We start from the raw sequence: 25,140 nt of genomic DNA on the forward strand, positions 1-25,140 counted from the left end.
AGTGACGTCAGTCAACGGATGACCATCGACTCGTCACCGAAATCTGCGATTATCTTGAGACGTCCCCCGAGAGCGGCGACATAGGCCGCGAGAGTGCTGATCTCGCTGCGCTCCAAGTCGCCCTTCTCGATGACGGAAACTCGCGACTGGCTGACCCCCATGTGAGCGGCGAGCGCAGCCTGTGTGAGGTGCTGGCGCTTGCGGATCTCGGCCAGCCGATACGCGCGAACCTCGGCTCGCAGGACCTCGGTGCGCTCGTCAATGTCGCGCTGTTCCTCGTCGCTGAAGTCGAGTAGGCCCTTCAGCTCCTCCCAGGAACTGGTTTCTGGATCTCCTTGTGGCGTCTGGTGGCGGGACATGAGCGTCACCTCTGATGTGTGGATCTTCGCGGCTGGTCAGACCTGTGGGTCGGCATTGGCGGGGATAGCCGTGACGTGTTGCGCGTGGCGTTGGCAAGTCAATCTAGCTGGCTCATGACTTGAGCCGGTTGAGGTGTTCCTCGTAGACGGAGTCGGCGAGCGGCACATTGGCCTTGTACCACCCGTCCCAGTCTCCTGCCTTAGCGACTCCGGCCCGTTGGTGTGCTCCGGGTGGCGTAGTGGGGGGACGCTCGGGAGGGTTGTGGGCGGGGGTGTGGCTTGCGGGGGGTGAGTGGGGATCGGGAGGGTGGGGGGTCCCCGTTGTCGTGGTCCGAAAGCGGGTCTCCATGCCCTCCCCGTTGCCCCGGGGCGCCGAGCGGCGTCCCCGTCTGCGTGTCCGGCCCGTTCGGCGGGTGCCGGTTCCGCGGCCGACGAGTCGGCGCCGTGAGGAGGTTGCGGGGGCGCAGGCCTGGATCGGGGGGAGCCGGTGGCGGCTGGTGGTGCAGGTGGTGGTGATCGCCGCGATCTGTGCGGCGGGCATCGGGCTGTACCTCAACGAGCGGACCAGCCGGGAGCGGGAGCAGTTCGCCGGGCCGGCGGCCGGGGCGGACTACCTGCTGCTGGAGGTGGTCGTGCAGCGGGTCGATCCGGGGGGACTGTCGATGGCGACGAAGGTGCTGGCCCAGCCGCAGGGGGCGTTGGCCGCGCCGGACAGTCCGTTGGCCCCGGCCGTGGACCTCCAGGTGGAGACGACCTCGCTGGAGCACGCGGCGCTGAGGTTCCCGGCCCGGCAGCGGATCGGGGTGGAGAACGTGCCGTTCAGCCTGCTGACCGGGCGGGTCTCGGACTACCCCTTCGACCGCTACCAGTCGCTGGTCGGCTTCGTGGCCACCGCCGGGGACCGCCCGGTGCCGGTGCGGCTGGAGCTGATCAACGCCGATCCGTTCTTCGTGCTGCGCAACGGCGGCGAACAGGCCGAGGAGGGCTCGGTCCTGGTGACGGAGCGGCTGAGCCGCTCGCGCAGCACCTTCATCCTCGCCTGGTTCATGATCGTGGCGATGTGGGCGCTGGCGCTGGCCGTCCTGACGGCCGCCTGGCTGATCACGGCGCAGCGCCGCGGGCTGGTCTGGCCGGCCCTGGGGTGGATGGCGGCGACGCTGTTCGCGCTGGTGGGGATGCGCAACGCGGCGCCCGGGAACCCGCCGATCGGCTCGCTGCTGGACTACGCGGCGTTCTTCTGGGCCGAGGCGTTGATCGCGGTCGCGCTGACCGCGGTCGTGGTGCGCGGCTCCCGGGTCGAACTGCGGAAGAGCCGGGCGCCGCGCTGACGCTCAGCCCTGCCCGGCGACCCGCTGAGCCGAACGGGTGAGGGCGGGGCCGGTGGGCGGCTCCAGCGGTCGCGGGCGGGGGCCGTGGGCGGCATGATCGACCGGGCCGAGGGACGGGAGGTGGGCGACGTGATCCGTGGGGTCCACCTGGAGGCCCAGTGGCGGCGGGAGGCGCTGCGGACCAACCTGTGGGTCGTGCCGATCCTGGAGGTGGTGCTCGCCGGGGCGCTGTTCGCGGTCACCTGCACGCTCGACCGGGCCGACTACCACGGGGACATCGACCTGCCGGCCTGGGTGATCAGCGGCACCGCCGACACCGCCCGGCAGATCCTCGCCGCGATCGCGGCCGCGCTGATCACCGTGGTCGGCGTGGTGTTCTCGATCATGATCGTGACGCTGACGCTGGCCTCCACCCAGTTCGGGCCCCGGATGCTGCGCACCTTCATCCGGGACCGCCCCACCCAACTGACCCTGGGCACCTTCGTCGGCACCTTCGTCTACGCGATCCTCTCGCTGGTGGTGATCGGACCGGACAAGCACGGCGACTTCGTCCCGCACCTGTCCATCACCGTCTGCATGGCGCTGGTACTGGCCGACCTGGCGGTGCTGATCTACTTCATCCACCACATCGCCACCTCCATCCAGCTGCCCCGGGTGATCGCGAGCATCGCGGCGGAGCTCTCCGAGGCGATCGAGGCGGGCGCGGGCGAGCCGGAGTCACCGGGCGGGGTGGCGGCGGGGCCGTCCGCGGCCGAGCTGCACGCCCGGCTGGACACCGCGGGCGCGGCCGTTCCGGCGCCGGCCAGCGGCTACCTCCAGTTCGTCCGGCACGGGACGCTGGTGCGGATGGCCACCGAGCTCGACGCGGTGATCCGGCTGGACCACCGGCCGGGGCACTTCCTGGTCCAGGGCCACCAGCTGGCCACCGTCTGGCCCGCCGAAGCGGCGCCCGAGGTGGCGCGCAGCTTCGCCCGGGCCCACGTCACCGGCTCGACCCGCACGCTCGCCCAGGACATCGCCTTCGCCGTCGACCAGCTGGTCGAGATCGCCATCCGGGCGCTCTCGACCGCCGTCAACGACACCTTCACCGCCCTGACCTGCATCGACTGGCTCGGCGAGGGCCTGTGTCGGATCGCCGCAAGCTGGCACCCGGACCCGGTGCACCGGGACGCGGCCGGACACATCCGGGTGATGACCGCGCCGGTGAGCTACGAACGGCTGGTCCAGCGGGCCTTCGAGAAGATCCGCCAGGCCGCCGCCGGCATGCCGGCCGTACTGATCCGCCAGCTGGACGCGCTCGCCGAGATCATGGCGGAGACCAGGACCGAGGAGCAGCGCCCGGTGCTGCTGGCCCAGGCCGAGATGATCGAACGCCTCAACCGGGAGTCGGTGCCCGAGGCGGCCGACCGCGCGGACGTCCACCGTCGCTACCTGGCCGTGCTGGCCGCCCACGCGGCGATGACCGGACGGGGCTGAGGGCCGGCCGGTGGGCGGACCGGCCCTCGGCGCCGCTCAGACGTAGCGGCGGTTGCCCTCGCCGTCGAGCGGGGACCACCACTGGTCGTAGTTGGTGGAGCCGTCCCCGAAGAAGCCCGCGTGGCCCTCGACGATCAGGCCGTCCTCCCAGCGGAAGACCTGGACGCCGCGGGCGTCCAGGACGTCGTACGGGGAGGTGCTGCCCTCGGGGGCGCCGGGGCGGACGGCGCGCACCTGGACGACGTCCATGTTCTCGTTGCCGCTGATCATCGAGGTGACCAGCTCGACCTCGAAGTTGCCGCCGGCGGCCGCGGTGAGGGCGCGGCGGAAGGCGAGCAGCGCGTCCAGGCCGACGTGCCGGCCGGCCTGCGCGTGGCGGCCGGGGACGGAGAAGCGGACGTCCTCGGACCAGTACTGGGCGGCCTCGGTGCGGTCGCAGGAGATCAGGGCGAGATAGGCCTTCTCGACCAGCTCGGGGGTGAGGTCGGGGGTGGGGTCGGTCATGGCTTCCGTGATGGGGTCGGTCGTGGCATCGGTCATGGCGTCGGCTCCGGTTCGTCGGACAGCAGGCCGGTCAGCCAGCTGTGTACGGCTTGGGCGGTGGGGTCGGCGTGCTCCTCCAGCAGCGAGAAGTGGTCGCCGGGGGTCTCCCGCACGGTGGCGGCGCCGAGCCAGGACGGTGCCGGGGGCGTGGTGCCGGGCAGCGGGTCGCCGGCGCGCAGGAAGAGGGTGGGGGCGGTGACGGTTCCGGGGGTCCAGTCCTCGAAGACCCGGAAGTAGCCGCCCATCGCGGTGAGCGAGTGCCCGTCGGCGGCCCCGGCGGCTTCGGCCAGCTCGCCGCGGCGGGCGAACAGGCCGTCGGTGAAGGCGGTCGCCAAGGCCTCGTCGGTGTCCTGTTGCCGGTAGGTGTCCAGCAGCACCAGGGCCCGCGGGCGGTGGCCGGCGGCCTCCAGCCGGGCGGCCACCGCGTGGGCGACCCAGCCGCCGGAGGAGTAGCCGAGCAGGGCGACGGGCGCGCCGCCGCCGGCCCGCAGGACGGCGGCGGTCTGGACCGCGACGACGGCCTCCAGGTCGGCCGGGAGCGGTTCGCCCGGCAGGAAGCCCGGGTTCGGCAGCGCCACCACCTCGCGCCGGCCGCGCAGCGCGCCCGCGAACCGGGCGAACTGGTGCGGTCCGGAGTGGGCGACGACGGCGGGCAGGCAGAGCAGCGCGGGGCCGCCCGGGCCTGACCCGGGGTCGGTCCCAGGGCCGGTCCGGGGCCCGGCCGCCAGCCGGACCGGCTGCGGGGGCCGGGCCAGGTCGGCGGAGGTGCGGAAGGACGGCAGGAAGCGGGAGGCCAGGCGCAGCAGCTCGATGCCCTCCAGGGTGCGGCCGGCCGCGCGGGCCTGGGTGAAGAGGGCGTGGACGGTCTGGGCCTGCGGGTCGGTCCGGGCCTGCCGGTCGGGTCGGGCGGGTTGGGCGAGTTGGCCGGTGCCGGGCGGGGGCGTGCGGTCGAGTTCGGTGCGCAGGTGGTCGACCAGCGCCGGGAGGGTGGGGTGGTCGAAGACCACGGTCGCGGCCAGCCGCAGGCCGGTGGCCGCGTCGAGGCGGTTGCGCAGTTCGACGGCGGTGAGCGAGTCGAGGCCCAGTTCGGGGAGCGAGTGGTGCTCGTCGACCGTCTCGGGGGAGGGGAACCCGAGCACCGCGGCGACCTCGGTGCGCACCAGGGCGGGCAGGTCGAGGCGTCCGTCGGGTGCCGGGGCGGCTGCCGGGGAGGGCGGGGACGGTTTCCAGGCCTGGTCCGGGCGGTGGACGAGCGGATGGACGACTGGGTGGACGACTGGGTGGACGAGCGGGCGGAGGAGCTCCGGGAGCGGCTGCTCCCCGGTGCCGGGCGCGGCCGGACCGGTACGGAGCGGGACCACCACCGCCTCGGGGCCGGCCAGCGCCGCGTCGAGCAGGGCGAGGCCCTCCGCGGGGGTGACCGCCCGGACACCGCCGCGGGCGGATCGCCGCAGCTCGGCCGGGCCGGCCATGCCGCCGCCGGCCTGGTCCCAGGGGCCCCAGGCGAGGGCGTGGGCAGGAAGGCCGAGGTGGCGGCGGTGCTGGGCGAGGGCATCCAGGAAGGTGTTGGCGGCGGCGTAGTTGGCCTGACCGGGGGCGCCGAGGACCCCGGCGGCGGAGGAGAACAGCACGAAGGCGGCGAGCTCCTGGTGCTCGGTCAGCTCGTGCAGGTGCCAGGCGGCCAGGGCCTTGGCGTGCAGGGTGCGGGCGAGCCGCTCCGGGGTCAGGTCGGCCACCAGGCCGTCGTCCAGGACGCCCGCGCAGTGGACCACGGCGGTCAGCGGGTGGTGCGCCGGGACGGTGGCCAGCAGACGCGCCAGGGCGGCGCGGTCGCCGACGTCGCAGCCGGCGACGGCGGCGGTGGCGCCGAGCTCTGCCAGGTCGGCGGCCAGCGCGGTCAACCGCGGGTCGTCGGCACGGCGGCCGACCAGCAGCAGGTGCCGCGCGCCGTGCACGGCGGCCAGGTGCCGGGCGGTCAGGCCGCCGAGGGCACCGGCGGCGCCGGTGACCAGCACGGTGCCCGCGGGGGAGAGGACCGGTGCGCCGCCGGGCGTGTGGGCACCAGGTGCGGGTGCGGGGGCCGGGGCGACGGGCTCCAGCCCGGGGGCGCGGGTCGCGCCGTCGCGGATCGCCAGCTGGGTGGCTCCCGCGGCGACCGCCGTCGGCAGCGCCTGCCAGGAGGCCTCGGTGCCGTCCACGTCCACCAGGGCGAAGCGGCCGGGGTGTTCGGCGGCGGCCGACCGCAGCAGGCCCCAGAGCGGGGCGTGCGCGAGGTCCGGGACGTCCTCGGTGGGCGCGGCCGCGACGGCCCGCCGGGTGAGCACGACCAGCCGGGAGTTCTTCCACCGGGGATCGGCCAGCCACGTCCGGACCAGCTCCAGTGCCCGCTCGACCGGGGCCCGGTCGTCGGGCCGGTGCGCGGCCAGGAACGGGGCGAGGACGACCGAGTCGGCCTCACCGGGCACGGCGGCCAGTTCGGCGGCCCGGCGGTAGGGCCCGGGCGGCGGGGTGTCGGCGGGGCCGAGCACCGTCCAGACGTGCACGTCCGGGGCGTCGGGCGTGGCGTCGAGCGGCGCCCAGGCGACCCGCAGCAGGGCGCGGGCGGCGGCGACCACCGGGGCGGCGGCCGGGCGCAGGGTCAGCGCCTCGACGGTGGCGACCGGCGCGCCGGCCGGGTCGGTCAGCTCGACGGCCACCGTGTCGGCGCCGTGCGGGGTCAGCCGGACCCGCAGCGCCCGGGCGCCGGTGCGGTGCAGCCGGACGCCACGCCAGGCGAACGGCAGCACCGCCGGCGCGGGCCGGCCGTCCCGGGGCAGCCCGAGGGCGTGCAGAGCCGCGTCGAGCAGGACGGGGTGGAGGGCGAAGGCACCGGGGTCGGCGGTGTCCTCGGGCAGGGCGACCTCGGCGAACAGTTCGTCACCGGCGCGCCAGGCGGCCCGTAGGCCCCGGAAGGCCGGCCCGTACGTCAGCCCGGCCTCGGCCGGGTGGCGGTAGGCGTCGGTGAGGTCGACCGGCCGGGCGTCTGCGGGCGGCCAGGCGGCGGCCGCACTGGTCCGCAGCTGGTCGGTGGTCGGCCCTGCGGTCGGTGCGGGGGTCGGGCCCGCGGTCGGCCCGGCGTTCGGTTCGGCGTTCGGTTCGGCGGGGGCCAGGGTGCCGGTGGCGTACCGGGTCCAGGCACCGTGCGCGGAGTCGGTGCGGGCGAAGAGGGTGAAGGCGCGTCGGCCGCCCGCCGCCGGCTCCCGGACGGAGAGCCGCACCGGCACCGCAGCCGGGCCGGTCACCGGGAGCGGGGCCTCGACGACCAGCTCGTCCAGGACGGGGCAGCCGAGTTCGCCGCCCGCGTGCAGGGCCAGCTCGACGAGCGCGGCGCCGGGCAGGACGGCGGTGCCGTCGATCCGGTGCTCGGTCAGCCACGGCAGGGCGCGCCCGTCCAGCGTGCCGGTGAACACCGTGCCGTCGAGGTCCGGGGCGGAGACGGCGGCGCCGAGGCCGGGGTGTTCCTGGCCGTCCGGCCGGGGGTCCGCGGCCAACCAGTAGCGGCGGCGCTGGAAGGCGTAGGTCGGCAGCGGCACCCGGCGGGCACCCGAACCGGCGTGCACGGCGGCCCAGTCGACGGCGACGCCGCGCACGTGCAGCTCGGCGACGGCGGCGGCCAGCGCCTCGGGCTCCGCCGTGCCGGGCCGCAGCAGTGCCACGGCGGCGCGCTCGCGGTCGTCCAGGCAGTCCCGGACCAGCGCGGTGAGGGTGGAGCCGGCGCCTAGCTCGACGAAGGCCGTCACGCCGTCGGCCTCCAGCCGGCGCACCGCGTCCCGGAACCGCACCGGCTGCCGCAGCTGACGCACCCAGTACCCGGGCGAGCGCAGCTCGGCGGCGGTGGCGAGCCGGCCGGTCACGGTGGAGACCACCGGCAGCGACGGCTCCCGGAAGGTCAGCCCGGCGGCGATCCGCCCGAACTCGTCGAGCACGCCGTCCATCCGCGGGGAGTGGAAGGCGTGGCTCACCCGCAGCGGGCGGCTGCGGCGGCCGGCTGCGGTGAGCCGGGCGAGCACCTCCCGGAGCGCGTCGGCGTCACCGGACAGCACGACGGAGCACGGGCCGTTCACGGCGGCCAGGGCCACCCGGTCGGTCAGCAGCGGCAGGACGTCCTCCTCCGCTGCCTCGACCGCCGCCATCGCCCCGCCGGCGGGTAGCGCCTGCATCAGCCGGCCGCGCGCGGCGACCAGGGTGGCCGCGTCACCGAGGTCGAGGACGCCGGCCGCGTGGGCGGCCGTGAGCTCGCCGATCGAGTGCCCGGCCAGCACGTCCGGCCGGATCCCCCAGGCCGCGAGCCGACGCAGCAGGGCCGTCCCCACCGCGAACAGCGCCGGCTGGGTGTACTGCGTCTCGTCCAGCAGGGCGGCCGTCAGGGTGCCGGGGTCGGCGGTGAGCACCTCACGCAGGGGCCGGTCGAGCAGCGGGTCGAAGGCGGCGCACACCTCGTCCAGGACGGCGGCGAACTCGTCGTCGACGGCGGACAGTTCGCGGCCCATGGCGGCGCGCTGGCTGCCCTGGCCGCTGAACAGGAAGGCCGTCCGGCCACTGTGGGCCCGGCCGGTCAGCACGCTCGGGGTCGGCCGCTTCAGGGTGGCCCGTTGGCTGCTGTCGGCTTGCTGGGTCGGCGCGCCTGGGGCGAAACCCTGCCCGGCCAGCGACTCCAGGGCGGCCAGTCGGCCGGCCCGGTCGGCGGCGAGCACGGCCGCGCGGTGCGGGAACGCGGATCGGGTGACCGCCAGGCTGAACGCGAGGTCGGCATCGGCGATGTCGGGCCGGGCCCGGACATGGTCCAGCAGACGCCGGGCCTGGCCGCGCAGGGCCTGCTCGGTCCGGGCCGACAGCAGCCACGGCGCGGCGGCCCCGGTGACGGTGGCCCCGGTGGGGGTGGGTGTGGCGGGGGTGGCCTCGGTGACGGGCATGCCGCCGATGCCCGCCCGGCCACCGGCCGCCCCCGCGGGCGTCGCGCCCGGGGTGACCTCGGCCGGCCTGTCGTCGGGGGCCTGTTCGAGGATCGCGTGGGCGTTGGTGCCGCTGATGCCGAAGGAGGAGACCCCGGCCCGGCGGGGTGCGCCGGTGGCCGGCCACGGGGTGGCCTCGGTCAGCAGTTGCACGCCGCCGTCGGTCCAGTCCACGTGCGGGGTGGGCCGGTCGACGTGCAGGGTGCGGGGGAGGGTGCCGTGCCGCATCGCCTGGACCATCTTGATGATCCCGCCGACCCCGGCGGCGGCCTGTGCGTGGCCGAGGTTGGACTTGAGGGAGCCGAGCCAGAGCGGCCGGTCCGAGGTGTGCTCGCGGCCGTACGTGTCGAGCAGTGCCTGCGCCTCGATCGGGTCGCCGAGCCGGGTGCCGGTGCCGTGCGCCTCGACCGCGTCGACCTGGCCCGCCGTCAGCCCGGCGGCGGCCAGGGCCCGGCGGATCACCCGCTGCTGGGCCGGGCCGCTGGGGGCGGTGAGGCCGTTGCTGGCGCCGTCCTGGTTGACGGCGGTGCCGCGGACCACGGCGAGCACGGGGTGGCCGTGGCGGCGGGCGTCGGAGAGCCGCTCGACCAGCAGCACCGCGACGCCCTCGGCCCAGCCGGTGCCGTCGGCGGCTGCCGCGAAGGACTTGCACCGCCCGTCCGGGGCGAGCCCGCGTTGGCGGCTGAACTCGACGAACGGGCCCGGGGTGGCCATCACGGTGGCGCCGCCGGCCAGCGCCAGCGTGCACTCGCCGGCCCGCAGGGCCTGGGCGGCGAGGTGCAGCGCGACCAGCGAGGAGGAGCAGGCGGTGTCGACCGTGACGGCCGGGCCCTCCAGGCCGAGCGCGTAGGCGACCCGGCCGGAGGCGACGCTGCCGGCGGTGCCCGCGCCGAGGTAGCCCTCGACGTCCTCGGGGGTGCGCCGGGCCCAGGAGCCGTAGTCGTGGTACATCACCCCGGTGAAGACCCCGGTGTCGCTGCCGCGCAGCGCGAGCGGGTCGAGGCCGGCGCGCTCGAACACCTCCCAGGAGACCTCCAGCAGCAGCCGCTGCTGCGGGTCCATGGCGAGGGCCTCGCGCGGGCTGATGCCGAAGAATCCGGGGTCGAAGTCGGCGGCGTCGGCGAGGAATCCGCCGCGGCGGGTGGAGAAGGTGCCGCGCGGGCCGGGTTCGGGATGGTAGAGCCCGTCGATGTCCCAGCCCCGGTCGCGGGGCATCTCGGTGGTGGCGTCCCGCCCGGCCAGCACGAGCTCCCAGAGGTCGTCGGGGGAGGCGATCCCGCCGGGGTAGCGGCAGGCCATGCCGACGATCGCGATCGGTTCGTCGGCGGCGCCGACGGGGGTAGTGGGCGCGGCCGGGGCGGCGGGGGTGGCGGCGCCGGGCAGCAGGGCGTGCAGCCGGGCGGCGAGCGCCCCGGGGGTGGGGTGGTCGAACACCGCGGTGGTCGGCAGCCGCAGGCCGGTGGCGGCGCCGAGCCGGTTGCGCAGGTCGACGGCCGCGAGCGAGTCGAAGCCGAGCTCGGAGAACGCGCGGTCGTCGGGGACGGCCTGCGGGCCGCGGTGGCCGAGCACGGCGGCGGCCTCGGCCCGGACCAGTTCGGCGAGTTCGCGCAGCCGCTCGGCCTCGGGCAGGGCGGCGAGGCGCCCGGCGAGACCGGTGTGGTCGGCGCGCGCGGGGGCCGCGGCGCGGCGGCGCTGCCGACGGGGCCGGACCAGTCCGCGCAGCAGTGCGGGCACCGCCTCGCCGTCGAGTCCGCGCGGGTCCAGGTGGAGCGGTGCGACGACCGGCTCGGTGCCGGCCAGGGCCGCGTCGAACAGGGCCAGCCCCTCGGCGGCGGGGATCGGGCGCATGCCGAGCGCGGCGAGCCGGCGCCGGGAGGCGTCGTCGACGCCGGCGACCATGCCGGCGGCGCCCTCCCAGAGGCCCCAGGCCAGCGACCGCGCGGGCAGTCCGGCGGCGCTGCGGTGCTGGGCCAGGGCGTCCAGGAAGCCGTTGGCAGCGGCGTAGTTGGCCTGGCCGGGGGCACCGAGCAGCCCGGCCGCCGAGGAGAACAGGACGAAGGCGGCGAGGTTGTGATGCTGGGTCAGTTCGTGGAGGTGCCAGGCGCCGTGGGCTTTGGGGCGGAGGACGTGGTCGAGGCGTTCGGGGGTGAGGGAGTCGAGGATGCCGTCGTCGAGGACGCCGGCGGTGTGGATGACGGCGGTGAGGGGGTGGTCGGTGGGGATGTCGGCGAGGAGGGTGGTGAGGGCAGCGCGGTCGGCGGTGTCGCAGGCGGTGATGGTGACGTGGGCGCCGGTGGCGCGTAGTTCGGTGGCGAGGGTGTCGGCGCCGTCGGCGGTGGGGCCGCGGCGGCTGGTGAGCAGCAGGTGGCGGACGCCGTGGGTGGTGACCAGGTGGCGGGCGAGGAGCGCGCCGAGCGCCCCGGTCCCGCCGGTGATCAGCACCGTGCCGTTCGGGTCCAGCACGGGCGCGGGGGCGTCGGGGGCAGTGGCGGCGGGGGTGAGCCGGGGCACCAGCAGCCGGCCGCCGCGCAGGGCGACGCTCGGCTCGTCCGTGCCGAGCGCCCGGGCCAGTTCCTCGGGCCGGACGTCCGGTTCGTCGGTGTCCACCAGGACGATCCGGCCGGGGTGTTCGGACTGGGCAGAGCGCAGCAGCCCCCGGTCGGCGGCGCGGGCCAGGTCGCGGACGGGCTCGCCCGGTGCGACGGCCACCGCGCCGCTGGTGACGACGGCCAGCCGGGTGTCGGCGAACCGCTCGTCGGCGAGCCAGGCCTGCACCAGGCCGAGGGTCCGGGCCGTGGACTCGCCGGCCGCGCGGGCGGGGTCCGGCGCGGTCGGGGCGTCGAGCAGCGGGAGCACCAGGAGCGACGGCGGCACGGTGGCAGAGGCGAGCGCCTCGGTGAGCAGGCCGGTCCGGACGGGCTCCGCCGGGGCGGCCGGCGGGGTCTGCGGTTCGGCCCAGACCAGGTGGAGCAGCGGTTCGCGGACCGCGCCCCCGGCGGTGGCGAGTGCACCGGCGGGCCGCAGCAGCAGCGACTCCACGGCGAGGACGGGCCGGCCGGCGGCGTCGGCGGCCTCGATGGCGATCCCGCCCGGCCCGGCCGGGGTGAGCCGGACCCGCAGCTGGGCGGCGCCGGCGCCGTGCAGGGTGACGCCGTGCCAGGCGAACGGCAGGCTCGCCGGGCCGGGGGCACCGAGCCCGAGGGTGTGCAGCGCGGCGTCCAGCAGGGCGGGGTGCAGACCGAACGCGCCTGCCGCGTCGCCGGGTTCGGCCTCCAGTGCGACCTCGGCGAACAGTTCGTCGCCGCGTCGCCAGGCGGCCCGCAGGCCCTGGAAGGCGGGGCCGTAGCGCAGCCCGTCGGCGGCGAGGCGCCCGTACAGGCCGTCCAGGTCGAGCGGGTCGGTGCCGGGCGGCGGCCAGGCGGCGGCCGTGGTCTCCTCGGCGGCGCCCCCGACCGACAGGAACCCCGCGGCGTGCCGCGTCCAGGGCCGCCCGGGCAGGGCGTCCTCCACCCGCGAGTACACCTCGACCGGCCGGCGGCCCGACTCGTCGGGCGCGCCGAGCCGGATCTGGAGCGCCACCGAGCCCTCGGCCGGGACGACCAGCGGGGCGGTCAGGGTGAGCTCGTCGAGCCGGTCGACGTCGGCCTGCTCGCCCGCGCGCAGGGCGAGTTCGACGAAGGCGGTGCCGGGCAGCAGGACGGCGTCGCCGACGACGTGGTCGGCCAGCCACGGCTGGGTGCGCAGGTCAAGCCGGCCGGTGAACAGGAACTCCTCGGAGTCCGCGACCACGATGCTGGCGCCGAGCAGGGGGTGGTCGGGGAAGCCGAGCCCGGCCGGGGTGACGTCGAGCCGGCTCCCCGGCGGGGCCTCCAGCCAGTGCCGCTCCCGCTGGAAGGCGTACGTGGGCAGCTCGACCCGGCGGGGGCCCCCGCCCTGCTGGAAGGCGCCTTGCTGGAAGGCGTCCCGCTGGAAGGCGCCCCGGTGGTAGGCGGCCCGGTCGATGGCGATCCCCCGCGCGTGCAGTCGGCCGAGGGCCTCGGCGGCCTCGGTGGCCTGGTCGCGGTCGGCGCGCTGGGCGGGCACGGCGGCCGAGCCGGTGGCGGCGAAGCAGGCCTCGGCCATCGGGGTGAGGGCGGCCTCGGGCCCGAGTTCGAGGAAGGTGCGGGTGCCCGCGGCCTCCAGGTGCCGGACGGCGTCGGCGAACCGGACCGGCTGACGGGCGTTGCGCACCCAGTACTCGGGGGTGCAGAGCTCCCGGGCGTCGGCGGGTTCGCCGGTGACGGTGGAGACGAAGCCGAGCCGCGGCGGGTGCAGCTCCAGGGCGGCGGCGACCTGCCGGAACTCGGCGAGCATCGGGTCGACCCGGGCCGAGTGGGAGGCGTAACTGACGTTCAGCCGGCGGGTCTTGCGCCCGAGGGCGGCGAAGTGGGCGGCGAGGGCGAGGACGGGCGCCGCGTCCCCGGAGAGGACCACCGCGTCCGGGCTGTTGACCGCGGCGATCTCGGCGCCCGAGGTCAGCAGCGGCCGGACCTCGGCCTCGCCGGCGGCGACCGCGACCATGGCCCCGCCCGGGGCGAGCGCCGCCGTGAGTCGGCCGCGTGCGGCGACCAGGGCGGCCGCGTCCGGCAGCGAGAGCACGCCCGCGACGTGTGCGGCGGCGAGTTCGCCGCCCGAGTGCCCGAGGACGTGGTCGGGCTCGACGCCCCAGGAGGCGAACAGGTGGAACAGCGCCACCTCGACGGCGAACAGCGCGGGTTGGGCGTAGGCCTGCCCGGCGAGCGGCCCGGGGGCGCCCTCGGCGGGCGCGTCGAAGACGGCCGGGCGCAGCGGCGCGGGCAGGTGCCGGTCCAGTTCGACGCAGACCGCGTCGAAGGCCTCCGTGAAGGCGGGCTGGGCCGCATACAACTCCCGCCCCATGCCGGGGCGTTGGCTGCCGCCGCCGGTGAACATGACGGCCAGGCCGCCGGTGCCGGCGCGCTCCTGGAGGAGGCCGGCGGTGGGCCGCCCGGCGGCGAAGGCCTCCAGGTCGTCCAGCAGCGCGCCCCGGTCGCGCCCGGCCAGCACCGCCCGGTGGGCGAGGGCGGCGCGGGTGGTGAGCAGGGCGTGGCCGACCTCGGCCGGGCTCGGCGCCGGGTCGCGGCGCAGCCGGTCGGCGAGCCGCCCGGCCTGGGCACGCAGCGCGGGCTCGGTGGCGGCGGACAGTGTCCACAGCGCGGCCGGCGAGGTGGCGGCGGGCGAGAGCGCGGGAACGGGCGCGGGAACAGGCGAGGGCGCCTCCTCGACGATGGCGTGCGCGTTGGTGCCGCTGAACCCGAAGGAGGACACCCCGGCGCGGCGCGGGGTGTCGCGGCGCGGCCACGGCTGCGGTTCGGTGAGCAGCTCCACCGCCCCGGCGGACCAGTCGACGTGCGGGGTGGGCTCGTCGACGTGCAGGGTCCGGGGGAGTTCGCCGTGGCGCAGGGCGAGGACCATCTTGATGATCCCGCCGACCCCGGCGGCGGCCTGGGTGTGGCCGAGGTTGGACTTGAGCGAGCCGAGCCGCAGCGGCCGGTCGGCGGCGCGGCCCTGCCCGTACGCGGCGAGCAGCGCCTGCGCCTCGATCGGGTCGCCCAGCTTGGTGCCGGTGCCGTGCGCCTCGACCGCGTCGACGTCGGCCGGGGTGAGGCCGGCGTCGGCCAGCGCCTGGCGGATCACTCGCTGCTGGGCCGGACCGTTCGGGGCGGTGAGGCCGTTGCTGGCGCCGTCCTGGTTGACGGCGGTGCCGCGGACCACGGCGAGCACGGGGTGGCCGTGGCGGCGGGCGTCGGAGAGCCGCTCCAGCAGGAGCATGCCGGCGCCCTCGGCCCAGCCGGTGCCGTCGGCGGCGGCGGCGAAGGACTTGCAGCGGCCGTCGGAGGACAGGCCCTCCTGGCGGCTGAAGTCGACGAAGGGCAGCGGGGAGGCCATCACGGTGGCGCCGCCGGCCAGCGCCAGCGTGCACTCGCCGGCCCGCAGGGCCTGGACGGCGAGGTGCAGCGCGACCAGGGAGGACGAGCAGGCGGTGTCGATGGTGACGGCCGGGCCCTCCAGGCCGAAGGTGTAGGCGATCCGGCCGGAGGCGATGCTGCCCGAGGTGCCGGTGCCGAGGTAGCCCATCACGTCCTCGGGCAGCTCGCGCAGCCTGGCCGCGTAGTCGTGGTACATGATCCCGGCGTAGACCCCGGTGCGGCTGCCGCGCAGCGCGGCCGGGTCGAGGCCGGCCTGTTCGAAGGCCTCCCAGGAGGTCTCCAGCAGCAGGCGCTGCTGCGGGTCCATCGCGGTGGCCTCGCGCGGGCTGATGCCGAACGGCGCCGGGTCGAAGTCGGCGACGTCATAGAGGAATCCGCCTGCCTGCGCGGCGCTGCTGCCGGCCGCGTCGTCCGGGCCGCGCAGGGTGTCGAGGTCCCAGTCGCGGTCGGTGGGGAAGGCGGAGACGGCGTCCCGACCCTGGGAGACCAGCCGCCAGAGCTCGTCCGGGGTACGGACGCCGCCGGGGTAGCGGCAGGCCATGCCGATGACGGCGATGGGCTCGTGGGCGGCGTCCTCGGTCTCCCGCAGCTTCCGCCTGGTCTGCCGCAGCTCGGCGGTGAGCCGCTTGAGCGAGTCCAGGACCTTCTCGTCGGTGCCCGTCATCAGGCGTCCCCCAGTTCCTCGTCGATGATGGCGAGAAGTTCGTCGATGCCGGCGGCGTCGAGGTCGTCCCCGTCCGCGCCGTCGTGCGTGGTGCCGTCCCGTTCGGCGGTCGCCTGGTCGGCGGTGGCCTGCTCCCAGGCGGCGAGCAGGGCCTTGAGCCGCAGCCGGACCTGTTCGGCGGTGTCCTGGTCGCCGGCCAGGCCGGGGACGGCCTCGCGCAGCCGGTCGAGGTCGGCGAGGGCGGCCTCGGCGGGGCTCGGCGCGGCCGGGACGAGGAGGTCCCGCAGGTGGGCGGCGAGCCCGGCGGGCGTCGGGTGGTCGAAGACCGTGGTGGCGGGCAGTCGGACGCCGGTGGCGGCGTCGAGCCGGCCGCGGATCTCCACGGCGGCGAGCGAGTCCAGCCCGGATTCGGTGAACGGCCGGTCCGGGGCGACGGCCTGCGGCGAGCTGTGGCCCAGCACGGTCGCGGCCTGGGTGAGCACGAGGTCGAGCAGCAGGCTCTCGCGCCCGGCGGCGTCCAACGGGAGCAGCCGGTCGACGAGCGATCCGGGCGAGCCGGGCGAGCCGGCCGATCCGGGGGAGCCGGGCGAGCCGGCGGCGGTCCGGACGGGCCCGGCGGCGGGCCGGGTACCGGCCGGGCGCACCAGGGCGCGCAGTACCGCCGGGAAGTCCGGGTCACCGCTGCGGGGTTGGAGCAACGGCAGGTCGAACCGGGCCGGGACGAGCAGGGGTTCGGGCCGGCCGAGGGCGGCGTCGAACAGGGCCAGCCCGGCGGCGGGGGCGATCGCCCCGAAGCCGGCGCGGGTGATCCGGCCGCGTTCGGCCGCGGTGAGGCCGCCCGCCATGCCGCCGTCGCTCTGGTCCCACAGTCCCCAGGCCAGCGAGGTGGCGGGCAGTCCGGCGGCGGTGCGGTGCTGGGCGAGGCCGTCCAGGTAGCCGTTGGCGGCGGCGTAGGCGCTCTGCCCGGCGGCGCCGAGGACTCCGGCGGCGGAGGAGAACAGGACGAAGGCGGTGAGGTTGTGATGCTGGGTCAGTTCGTGGAGGTGCCAGGCGCCGTGGGCTTTGGGGCGGAGGACGTGGTCGAGGCGTTCGGGGGTGAGGGAGTCGAGGATGCCGTCGTCGAGGACTCCGGCGGTGTGGATGACGGCGGTGAGGGGGTGGTGGGTGGGGATGTCGGCGAGGAGGGTGGTGAGGGCAGCGCGGTCGGCGGTGTCGCAGGCGGTGATGGTGACGTGGGCGCCGGTGGCGCGTAGTTCGGTGGCGAGGGTGTCGGCGCCGTCGGCGGTGGGGCCGCGGCGGCTGGTGAGCAGCAGGTGGCGGACGCCGTGGGTGGTGACCAGGTGGCGGGCGAGCAGCGCGCCGAGGTCGCCGGTGCCGCCGGTGATCAGCACCGTGCCGTTCGGGTCCAGCACGGGTGCGGGGGTGTCGGGGGTGGTCGGGGCCAGTCGGGGGACGAGCAACCGGCCGTCGCGCAGCGCGAGTTGGGGCTCGTCCCCGGCGAGGGCGGCGGGCAGGGCGCGCCAGGAGGCCTCGGCGCCGTCCAGGTCCGCGAGCACGATCCGGCCGGGGTACTCCGCCTGGGCGGCGCGCACCAGGCCCCAGACGGCGGACTGCGCCGGGTCGACGGGGGCCGGGTCGACGGGGGCCGACTGGTCCGGCGGGCAGCCGACGGCGTTCCGGGTGAGCAGGGCCAGCCGGCCCCGGGTGGAGCGGTCGTCGGCCAGCCAGCCGCGCACCGCGGTGAGCGCCCGGGTCACGGCCGCCCGGGCGGCGGCCGGGTCGGCACCGCCGTCGACCGCGACCGGGACGAGTGCGACCGGGACGAGGGCGGCGGCCCGGTCCCCGGCGGCGGCGAGGGCGAGGGCCGCGGGTGGCGCGTCGGTGCCGAGCCAGCTGAGTGCGGCCGGTTCCGTCGCCTCGGCGGGGCCCGGCACCCAGTCGAGCCGGTACAGCGCGGCGGCATCGGCCGGCCCAGCGGCCCCGGCTGACCCGGCGCCGAGGTCCCGGGCCTGCGCCCGGCGGGCGGTCAGCCGCTCGACGTCGGCCACCGGGTCGCCCCGGCCGTCGGCGACCGCCATGGTGACGGCGTCCGGCCCGGCCGGTGCGATCCGCACCCGCAGCCGGGTGGCCCCGGCGGCGTGCACCCGGACCCCCGACCAGGAGAACGGCACCGCCGCGCCCGTGTCGGAGCCCAGCCCGTCCATCGCGGCCGGGTGCTGGGCGGCGTCCCACAGCGCCGGGTGCAGGGCGAAGGACTGCGGGTCGGCGCCGTCCGGCAGTGCCACCTCGGCGAACAGCACCTCGCCGGCCCGCCAGGCGGCGCGGACGCCCCGGAACAGCGGGCCGTACGCCACCCCCTGGGCGGCGAAGGCCGGGTACAGGCCGTCCACCGGGACGGGTTCGGCGTCGACGGGCGGCCAGCTGCGCAGGTCGGGGCCGGGCGCCGCGGCCTCGCCGGTGGCCAGCGAGCCGCTCGCGTGCAGCGTCCACGGCGCCGCGCCGTCGGGCCCGGCCGGGCGCGCGTACAGCCGCAGCGCGCGGGTGCCGTCGGCGTCGGGTTCCTCGGCCAGCAGCTGGAGTTCGACCTCCTCCCGCTCGCCGAGGACCAGCGGGGCGTGCAGGGTCAGCTCGCGCACCTCCGGGCAGCCCAGGGCCTCGGCGGCCTGCGCCGCCAGCTCGACGTGCAGGGTGCCGGGCACCACCGTGGTGTCGAACAGCCGGTGCTCGGCCAGCCAGGGCGCGGTGTCGGCGGAGAGCCGGCCGGTGCCGAGGAAGCGGTCGCCGTCGCCCAGCCGCACCACCGCGTCGAGCACCGGGTGCCCGCCACCGCCCGGGCCGCGCCGCGCGGCGAGGGCGCGCTGCGGCCAGTAGCGGCTGCGCTGGAAGGCGTACGTGGGCAGCTCCACCGTGCGCGCGCCGCGCCCGGCGAACACCGCCCGCCAGTCCACCGGGACGCCCCGGGCGTGCAGTTCGGCGGCGGCGAGCAGCAGCGCGGCCTCCTGCGGCCGGTTCCGGCGCTGCGCCGCCACGACCGTGCCGCGGCCGGCCAGGGTCTCGGCGGCCAACGGGCCGAGCGCGCCCTGCGGGCCCAGTTCCAGGAACACCGTCGCACCCGCCTCGGCCAGGCTGGCCACGGCGTCGTGGAACAGCACGGCCTCCCGGGCGTGCCGGACCCAGTGTTCGGGCGCGGCGAGCTCCTCGGCGGTCACCAGTCGCCCGGTGCGGGTGGAGACCAGCGGGATCCGCGGGGCGTGGTAGCTCAGCCCCCGCGCGACCTGCTCGAACGCGGCGAGCATCGGGTCCATCAGCGGGGAGTGGAAGGCGTGGCTGACCCGCAGCCAGGAGACCCGGCGGCCGCGCTCGCGCAGCCCGTCGACCACCCCGGTGAGCGCCGCGCGCTCGCCGGACAGCACGGTCGCCCGCGGCCCGTTCACCGCCGCGACGGTGACGCCGTCCAGCCCGGCCAGCAGTGCGGCGACCTCGGCCGGCTCCGCGTCGACCGCGGCCATCGCCCCGCCGGCCGGCAGCGCCTGCATCAGCCGGCCCCGGGCGGCGACCAGTTCGGCCGCATCGGCGAGTGGGAGCACGCCCGCGACCTGCGCGGCCGCGATCTCCCCGACCGAGTGCCCGGCCAGCAGGTCCGGGGCGACGCCCCAGGACTCCAGCAGCCGGAACAGCGCCACCTCGAAGGCGAACAGCGCGGGCTGCGCGTACTCCGTCCGGTCGATCAGCGCCGCGGCCTCCTCGTCCGCCGGCCCGGCCAGCACGACCTCGCGCAGCGGCCGCTCCAGGTGCCCGGCCACATGGGGGTCGAGGGCCGCGCAGGCCGCGTCGAAGGCGGCGGCGAAGACCGGGTACCCGGCGTGCAGCTCGCGCCCCATGCCGGCGGCCTGGCTGCCCTGGCCGGCGAACAGGAACGCCGTGCGCTGCCCCTCCCGGGCCTGGCCCCGCACCACCCCGGCGGCGTCCCGGCCCGCGTGCAGCGCGGCGAGCGCGGCCAGCGCCTGCGGGCGGTCCTCGGCCAGCACGACGGCGCGGTGCCGCAGGGCGGCGCGGGTGGTCGCCAGCGACCAGGCCACGTCCAGCGGCCGGGCGTCCGGGTGGGCCGTCAGGTGCTCGGCCAGCCGGCCGGCCTGGCCGCGCAGCGCCTCGGGGCTGTGCGCGGACAGCGTCCAGGGGACGGCCCGGCCGTCCGGCGCGCCGGACGACGGCTCCGGCGACGGCTCCTGCGCCGGCTCGGGCCCGGCGGCCGGGGGCTCCTCGACGAGGACGTGCGCATTGGTGCCGCTGATCCCGAACGAGGACACCCCGGCGCGCCGGGGCCGGTCGGTGCGCGGCCACGGCTGCGGCTCGGCGAGCAGCTCCACCGCCCCGGCGGACCAGTCGACGTGCGGGGTCGGCTCGGTCAGGTGGACGGTCCGCGGCAGCCGCTCGTGGCGCAGCGCCTCGACCAGCTTGATGATGCCGGCCAGGCCCGAGGCGGCCTGGGTGTGGCCGAGGTTGGACTTCAGCGAACCCAGCCGCAGTGGCCGGTCGGCCGGGCGCCGCGCGCCGTAGGTGGCGATCAGCGCCTGCGCCTCGATCGGGTCGCCCAGCTTGGTGCCGGTGCCGTGCGCCTCCACCGCGTCCACGTCCTCGGGGGTCAGCCCGGCGGCGGCGAGGGCACGGCGGATCACCCGCTCCTGGGCCGGGCCGTTGGGCGCGGTGAGGCCGTTGCTGGCGCCGTCCGAGTTGATCGCGGAGCCGCGCACCAGGGCCAGCACCCGGTGGCCCCTGCGGCGGGCGTCGGAGAGCCGCTCCACCAGCAGGACGGCGACCCCCTCGCTCCAGCTGGTGCCGTCCGCGTCGGCGGAGAAGGAGCGGCACCGGCCGCCGGGGGACAGCACCCGCTGCCGGTTGAACTCGGTGAACAGCAGCGGACTGGTCATCAGGGTGACGCCGCCCACCAGCGCCAGCTCGCAGTCGCCGCGCCGCAGCGCCTGGCCGGCCCAGTGCAGCGCCACCAGGGACGAGGAGCAGGCGGTGTCGACGGTGACCGCCGGCCCGCCGAAGCCGAAGGCGTACGCCAGGCGGCCGGACAGCACGCTCGCGGTGTTGCCCGTCCCGATGTACCCCTCCAGATCCTCCCGGCCGGTGGCCAGCACCCGGGGGTAGTCCTGGCCGTTGGTGCCGACGAAGACGCCCACCGGGCCGTCGGCGGCGGCCGCCACGGGGTCGATGCCGCCCCGTTCGAAGGCCTCCCAGGAGGTCTCCAGCAGCAGGCGCTGCTGCGGGTCCATGGCCAGCGCCTCGCGCGGGGAGATGCCGAAGAAGGCCGCGTCGAAGTCGGCGACGGTGTCGATGAAGCCGCCCTGGCGGGCGTAGGTGGTGCCGGGCCGGTCGGGGTCGGGGTGGTGCAGCCCGGCGAAGTCCCAGCCGCGGTCGGTGGGGAAGTCACCGATGACGTCGGCGCCGGTGTCCAGCAGCTCCCAGAGCTGCTCGGGGGAGCGGACGTCGCCGGGGAAGCGGCAGGCCATCGCGACGATCGCGAGCGGCTCGGCGTCGGCGTCGCCGGTCGGGGCCGACGGGGTTTCGGGGCCCGCGTCGGCCGGTGCCCCGGTCAGGGTGAGGACGTGGTCGACGACCGCCCGCGGGGTGGGGTGGTCGAACACCAGGGTCGCGGTGAGCCGCAGCCCGGTCGCCGCACCCAGCCGGTTGCGCAGCTGGACGGCGGTGAGCGAGTCGAGCCCGAGCTCCTGGAAGCGCTGGTCGGTGCCGATCGCCCGGGCGTCCGGGTGGCCGAGGACGGCGGCGATCTCGGTCCGGACGAGGTCGAGCAGCGCCTCCCGGCGCGCGGCCGGGTCGAGGCCGTGCAGCGGGCCGCCGGTGGCGTCCGTGGCGGCCGGGTCGGTGGCCGGGTCGGTGGCCGGGGCGGCGGTGGGGAGCGGACCGGGGGCGGACGGCAGGGTGAGCACCGCCTGGCCCGCGTGCCGGGCCCGGCCCAGGTGCTCGAACGCCTCGGCGGCCTGCCCGACCTCCCGGACCGGGACGTCCGGCGGCGGCAGCGTGCCGTCCGCGAACAGCACGGCCAGCTCGGCGAGGGCGGCCCGGATCCGCTCCGGCCCGGCCTCGGCCAGGTCGGCCACCAGGTAGCGCACGCCCGGGTGGTCGGCGGCGACCCGCGCGGGCTCGCGGCGGTCGGTCCGGCCGGTCTCCACGAACCGCCCGCCGTCCGCCAGCAGCCGCAGTGAGGCGTCGACGGACTCCCCGGCCAGGCAGTTCAGCACGACGTCGACGCCGCGCCCGGCGGTGGCCGCCAGCAGTCGCGGCGCGAACTCCGGGCCGGTCGAGGAGGCGAGCCGCTCCTCCGGCAGGCCCAGCTCCCGCAGCGCCTGCTGCCGCTCGGGCAGGTCGGTGGCGAGGACGGACGCCCCCCGGTGGCGGGCCAGCCGGACGGCCGCCAGGCCGGTGCCGCCGCTCGCGGCGTGCACCAGCACCGTCTCCCCGGCCCGCAGCCCGGCCAGCCCGAACAGGGCGTGCTGGGCGGTCAGCGCGGCCAGCGGCGCGGCGGCCCCCTGCTCGAAGGTCCAGCCCTCGGGGAGGGCGCAGGCCAACCGGTGGTCGGTGACCGCGACCGGGCCGGCCGCGCCGTCCGGGAACAGGCCCATCACCCGGTCGCCCACGGCGAGGCCGGTGACCCCGGGGCCCGCCGCCAGGACCACGCCCGCCGCCTCCACGCCCACCGGCGTCGGCGCGTCGTCGGTGCCGTCGTCGGTCCCGGCCCCGTCCCCGGTGCCGGCGTGCCGGGTCAGGCCGAGGCCGACCAGGACGTCGCCGAAGTGCAGGCCGACGGCGCGCACCGCGACCCGTAGCTCGCCCGGGCCGAGCGGGCGCCGCGCCTCGGGCGCGGGCACCGGCGCGAGGGTGGCCAGGTCACCCGGCTCGGTGACGGCCAGGCGCCAGGCCTGCTCGGTGGTGGCCACGGCGGCGGCCGGGGTGTCGTCGGCGGGCAGCCAGTAGCGGCTGCGCCGGAAGGCGTAGGTGGGCAGGTCGACGCGGTGCGCCGGGCCGAAGTAGCGGTCGGCGTCCAGCCGGGCGCCGCCCGCCACCGCCGCGGCGACCGCGTCGGCGAAGCGGTCCGGGCCGCCGTCGCCGCGGTGCAGCGAGCCGACCACGACGGCCTCGGTGGCGGCCTCCTCGACGGTCTCCTGGAGGGCCTGGACGAGCACCGGGTGCGGGCTGCACTCGATGAAGAGGTCGAAGCCGTCCGCGAGCATGGCCCGGGTGGCCCGTTCGAACTCCACCGGCTGCCGCAGGCTCCGGTACCAGAACCCGGCGTCCTGGCCACCCGGTTCGAGCAGCCCGCCGGTGGTCGGCGAGTACACCGGGATCCTGGGGTGGTGCACCGTCACCGGGCCGAGCGCGGCGGTCAGTTCCGCCCGGACCGTCTCCACCTGCGGGGAGTGCGAGGCGTACTCCAACGGCACCCGACGGGCCCAGACGCCGTCCGCCTCGCAGCGGGCGCGCAGCCCGTCCAGCGCCGCGACCGGTCCGGCGACCACCACCGACCGCGGGCCGTTCACCGCCGCGATGGTCAACTCGCCTTCCCAGTCGGCCAGTTGCTCGCGGATCCGGGCGGGCGTGTCGGCCACCGCGAGGAGGCCGCCGCCGAGCCCGCCGAGCGTCACCAGGGCTCGGGCGCGCAGCGCGACCACCCGGGCGGCGTCCGGCAGCGACAGCGCGCCGCTGACGGCGGCCGCGGCGATCTCGCCCTGCGAGTGGCCCAGCACCCCGGACACCTCGATGCCGCAGGCTTCCCAGAGGGCGGCGAGCGAGACCATCACCGCCCAGAGCGCGGGCTGGACGACGTCGGTGCGTTCCAGCGTCGGCGCGCCGGGGGCGCCGCGCAGGACGTCGGGGAGCGACCAGTCCACGTACGGGCGCAGTGCCTCGGCGCACTCGGCCAGCCGGTCGGCGAACACGGGGGAGGAGTCGAGCAGTTCGGCGGCCATGCCGGCCCACTGGCTGCCGGTGCCGGGGAACACCAGGGCGGCCCGGCCGGAGCCGGCCGTCGCCCGGGCGACCCGGGCGGCGGGGGTGCCGCTCGCCAACGCGTCCAGCCCGGCCAGGAGTTCGGCCCGGTCGCGGCCGGTCACGGTGGCCCGGTGCGGGAAGGCGGTCCGGGTCCGGGCGAGTGACCAGCCGATGTCCCTGGGGTCGGGGCCCGCCCCGGGCCCGGGTTCGGGCTCGCCGCGCAGCCGGGCGGCCAGCCGCTCGGCCTGGGCGGGCAGCGCCTCGGCGCTCCGGGCGGAGAGCAGCCACAGCGGGGGCAGCCCGGTGGACTGCCGGTCGGTGGGGGCCGTTTCGGAGGTGTCCGGGGCGTCCGGGGCCTGTTCGAGCAGGACGTGCGCGTTGGTGCCGCTGATCCCGAAGGCGGAGACGCCTGCCCGTCGCGGCTCGCCGGAGTCCGGCCACGGGCGGGCCTCGGTGAGCAGTTCCAGCGGCCCGTCCTGCCAGTCCACGTGCGGGGACGGCCGGTCGGCGTGCAGGGTGCGCGGCAGGACGCCGTGACGCATCGCCAGCACCGTCTTGATCACCCCGGCGACGCCCGCCGCGGCCTGGGTGTGCCCGAGGTTGGACTTGAGCGAGCCCAGCCAGAGCGGCCGGCCGGCCTCCCGGTCCTCCCGGAACACCGCCTGGAGGGCCTGGGCCTCGATCGGGTCGCCGAGGGTGGTGCCGGTGCCGTGCGCCTCGATCGCGTCGATCTGCCCGGGCCGCAGCCGGGCGTTCGCCAGCGCCTGCCGGATCACCCGCTGCTGGGCGGGCCCGTTGGGCGCGGTCAGCGCGCCGCTGGCGCCGTCCTGGTTGACCGCGCTGCCGCGGATCAGCGCGAGCACCGGGTGGCCGTTGGCCCGGGCGGCGGAGAGCCGTTCGAGCAGCAGCAGGCCGGCCCCCTCGGACCAGCCGGTGCCGTCCGCGTCCGCCCCGAAGGCCTTGCACCGGCCGTCGGCCGCCAGACCGCGCTGCCGGCTGAAGCCGACGAAGGTCGCCGGGGTCGCCATCAGGGACACCCCGCCGGCCAGGGCGAGGTCGCAGTCGCCCTGGCGCAGCGCCTGGGCGGCGAGGTGCAGGGCGACCAGGGAGGAGGAGCAGGCGGTGTCGAGGGTGACGGCCGGGCCCTCCAGCCCGAAGGTGTAGGCGACCCGGCCGGAGGCGATGCTGCCCGCGCTGCCCGTGCCCAGGTACCCCTCGGTGGACTCGTCGGGGCGGCGGATCCGGCCGCCGTAGTCGTGGTACATCACGCCGGCGAAGACGCCGGTCCGGCTGCCGCGCAGCTGCTCGGCGGGCAGGCCGGCCCGTTCGAAGGCCTCCCAGGCGACTTCGAGCAGCAGCCGCTGCTGCGGGTCCATGGCGAGGGCCTCGCGCGGGCTGATGCCGAAGAAGGCGGGGTCGAAGTCGGCGTAGCCGTCGACGAATCCGCCGTGCCGGGTGGTGGACGTGCCGGGGTGGTCCGGATCCGGGTGGTAGAGCGCGTCGAGGTCCCAGCCCCGGTCGGTCGGGAAGCCGGAGACGGCGTCGGTGCCGTCGGCGACCAGCCGCCACAGCTCCTCGGGCGAGCGGACGCCGCCGGGCAGGCGGCAGCTCATCGCCACGACGGCGATCGGCTCGTGGGCGGCCTCCTCGATCTCGTCCAGGCGCCGGCGGGTCTGCTGGAGGTCGCCCGCCATCCACCGGAGGTAGTCGACGAGCTTCTCGTCCTTCTCGTCGTCGGCCATCGGAACCTCACTCGTCGTCATGTCGTGGGGGTGCTCG

At 77.3% G+C, this 25,140-nt stretch carries 6 protein-coding genes; 2 read left to right on the top strand and 4 right to left on the bottom strand.

The genetic code is table 11. The features are described from left to right. Positions 1-11: 11 nt before the first annotated feature. Entirely contained in the window at positions 12-359 is a 348-nt protein-coding gene (locus tag ABTY15_RS15205) for an XRE family transcriptional regulator (RefSeq protein ID WP_350583248.1), read from the bottom strand. A 497-nt stretch (positions 360-856) separates the two neighbouring features. Between ABTY15_RS15205 and ABTY15_RS15210 the strand changes: the two genes are divergently transcribed. After that, complete coding sequence (locus ABTY15_RS15210; RefSeq protein WP_350583256.1) at positions 857-1,687, top strand: DUF8686 domain-containing protein; 831 nt, start codon at positions 857-859, stop codon at positions 1,685-1,687. A 129-nt stretch (positions 1,688-1,816) separates the two neighbouring features. Beyond that, positions 1,817-3,163 (top strand): DUF2254 domain-containing protein, encoded by a 1,347-nt coding sequence (locus ABTY15_RS15215; RefSeq protein ID WP_350583265.1) that lies wholly within the window; start codon positions 1,817-1,819, stop codon positions 3,161-3,163. 36 nt (positions 3,164-3,199) lie between these two features. Here ABTY15_RS15215 and ABTY15_RS15220 read toward each other — a convergent pair whose 3' ends face one another. The 3 genes from ABTY15_RS15220 to ABTY15_RS15230 are packed head-to-tail and all read right to left on the bottom strand — an operon-like array spanning position 3,200 to position 25,124. Then, positions 3,200-3,703, bottom strand: coding sequence for a nuclear transport factor 2 family protein (locus tag ABTY15_RS15220; RefSeq protein ID WP_350583274.1), 504 nt, complete (start codon positions 3,701-3,703; stop codon positions 3,200-3,202). Next, the gene (locus ABTY15_RS15225; protein ID WP_350583282.1) at positions 3,700-15,348 is read right to left on the bottom strand and encodes an SDR family NAD(P)-dependent oxidoreductase; all 11,649 of its coding nucleotides are present in this window, start codon (positions 15,346-15,348) and stop codon (positions 3,700-3,702) included. Before ABTY15_RS15225 ends, ABTY15_RS15220 begins: the two co-directional genes overlap by 4 nt. Continuing rightward, positions 15,348-25,124 carry a type I polyketide synthase gene (locus ABTY15_RS15230; RefSeq protein WP_350583295.1) on the bottom strand — a complete coding sequence of 3,259 codons (9,777 nt, stop codon included), beginning with the start codon at positions 25,122-25,124 and terminating at the stop codon, positions 15,348-15,350. Before ABTY15_RS15230 ends, ABTY15_RS15225 begins: the two co-directional genes overlap by 1 nt. Positions 25,125-25,140 lie beyond the last annotated feature (16 nt).

It is taken from the genome of Kitasatospora sp. NPDC097643 (assembly GCF_040302625.1).
In the GTDB taxonomy this organism is placed as follows: Bacteria; Actinomycetota; Actinomycetes; order Streptomycetales; family Streptomycetaceae; genus Kitasatospora.

Bases quoted from the DNA above. Each gene is read 5' to 3' on its own strand.
- ABTY15_RS15205 (WP_350583248.1), bottom strand. From the start codon at position 359: ATGTCCCGCCACCAGACGCCACAAGGAGATCCAGAAACCAGTTCCTGG.
- ABTY15_RS15220 (WP_350583274.1), bottom strand. From the start codon at position 3,703: ATGACCGATGCCACGACCGACCCCATCACGGAAGCCATGACCGACCCC.
- ABTY15_RS15225 (WP_350583282.1), bottom strand. From the start codon at position 15,348: ATGACGGGCACCGACGAGAAGGTCCTGGACTCGCTCAAGCGGCTCACC.
- ABTY15_RS15230 (WP_350583295.1), bottom strand. From the start codon at position 25,124: ATGACGACGAGTGAGGTTCCGATGGCCGACGACGAGAAGGACGAGAAG.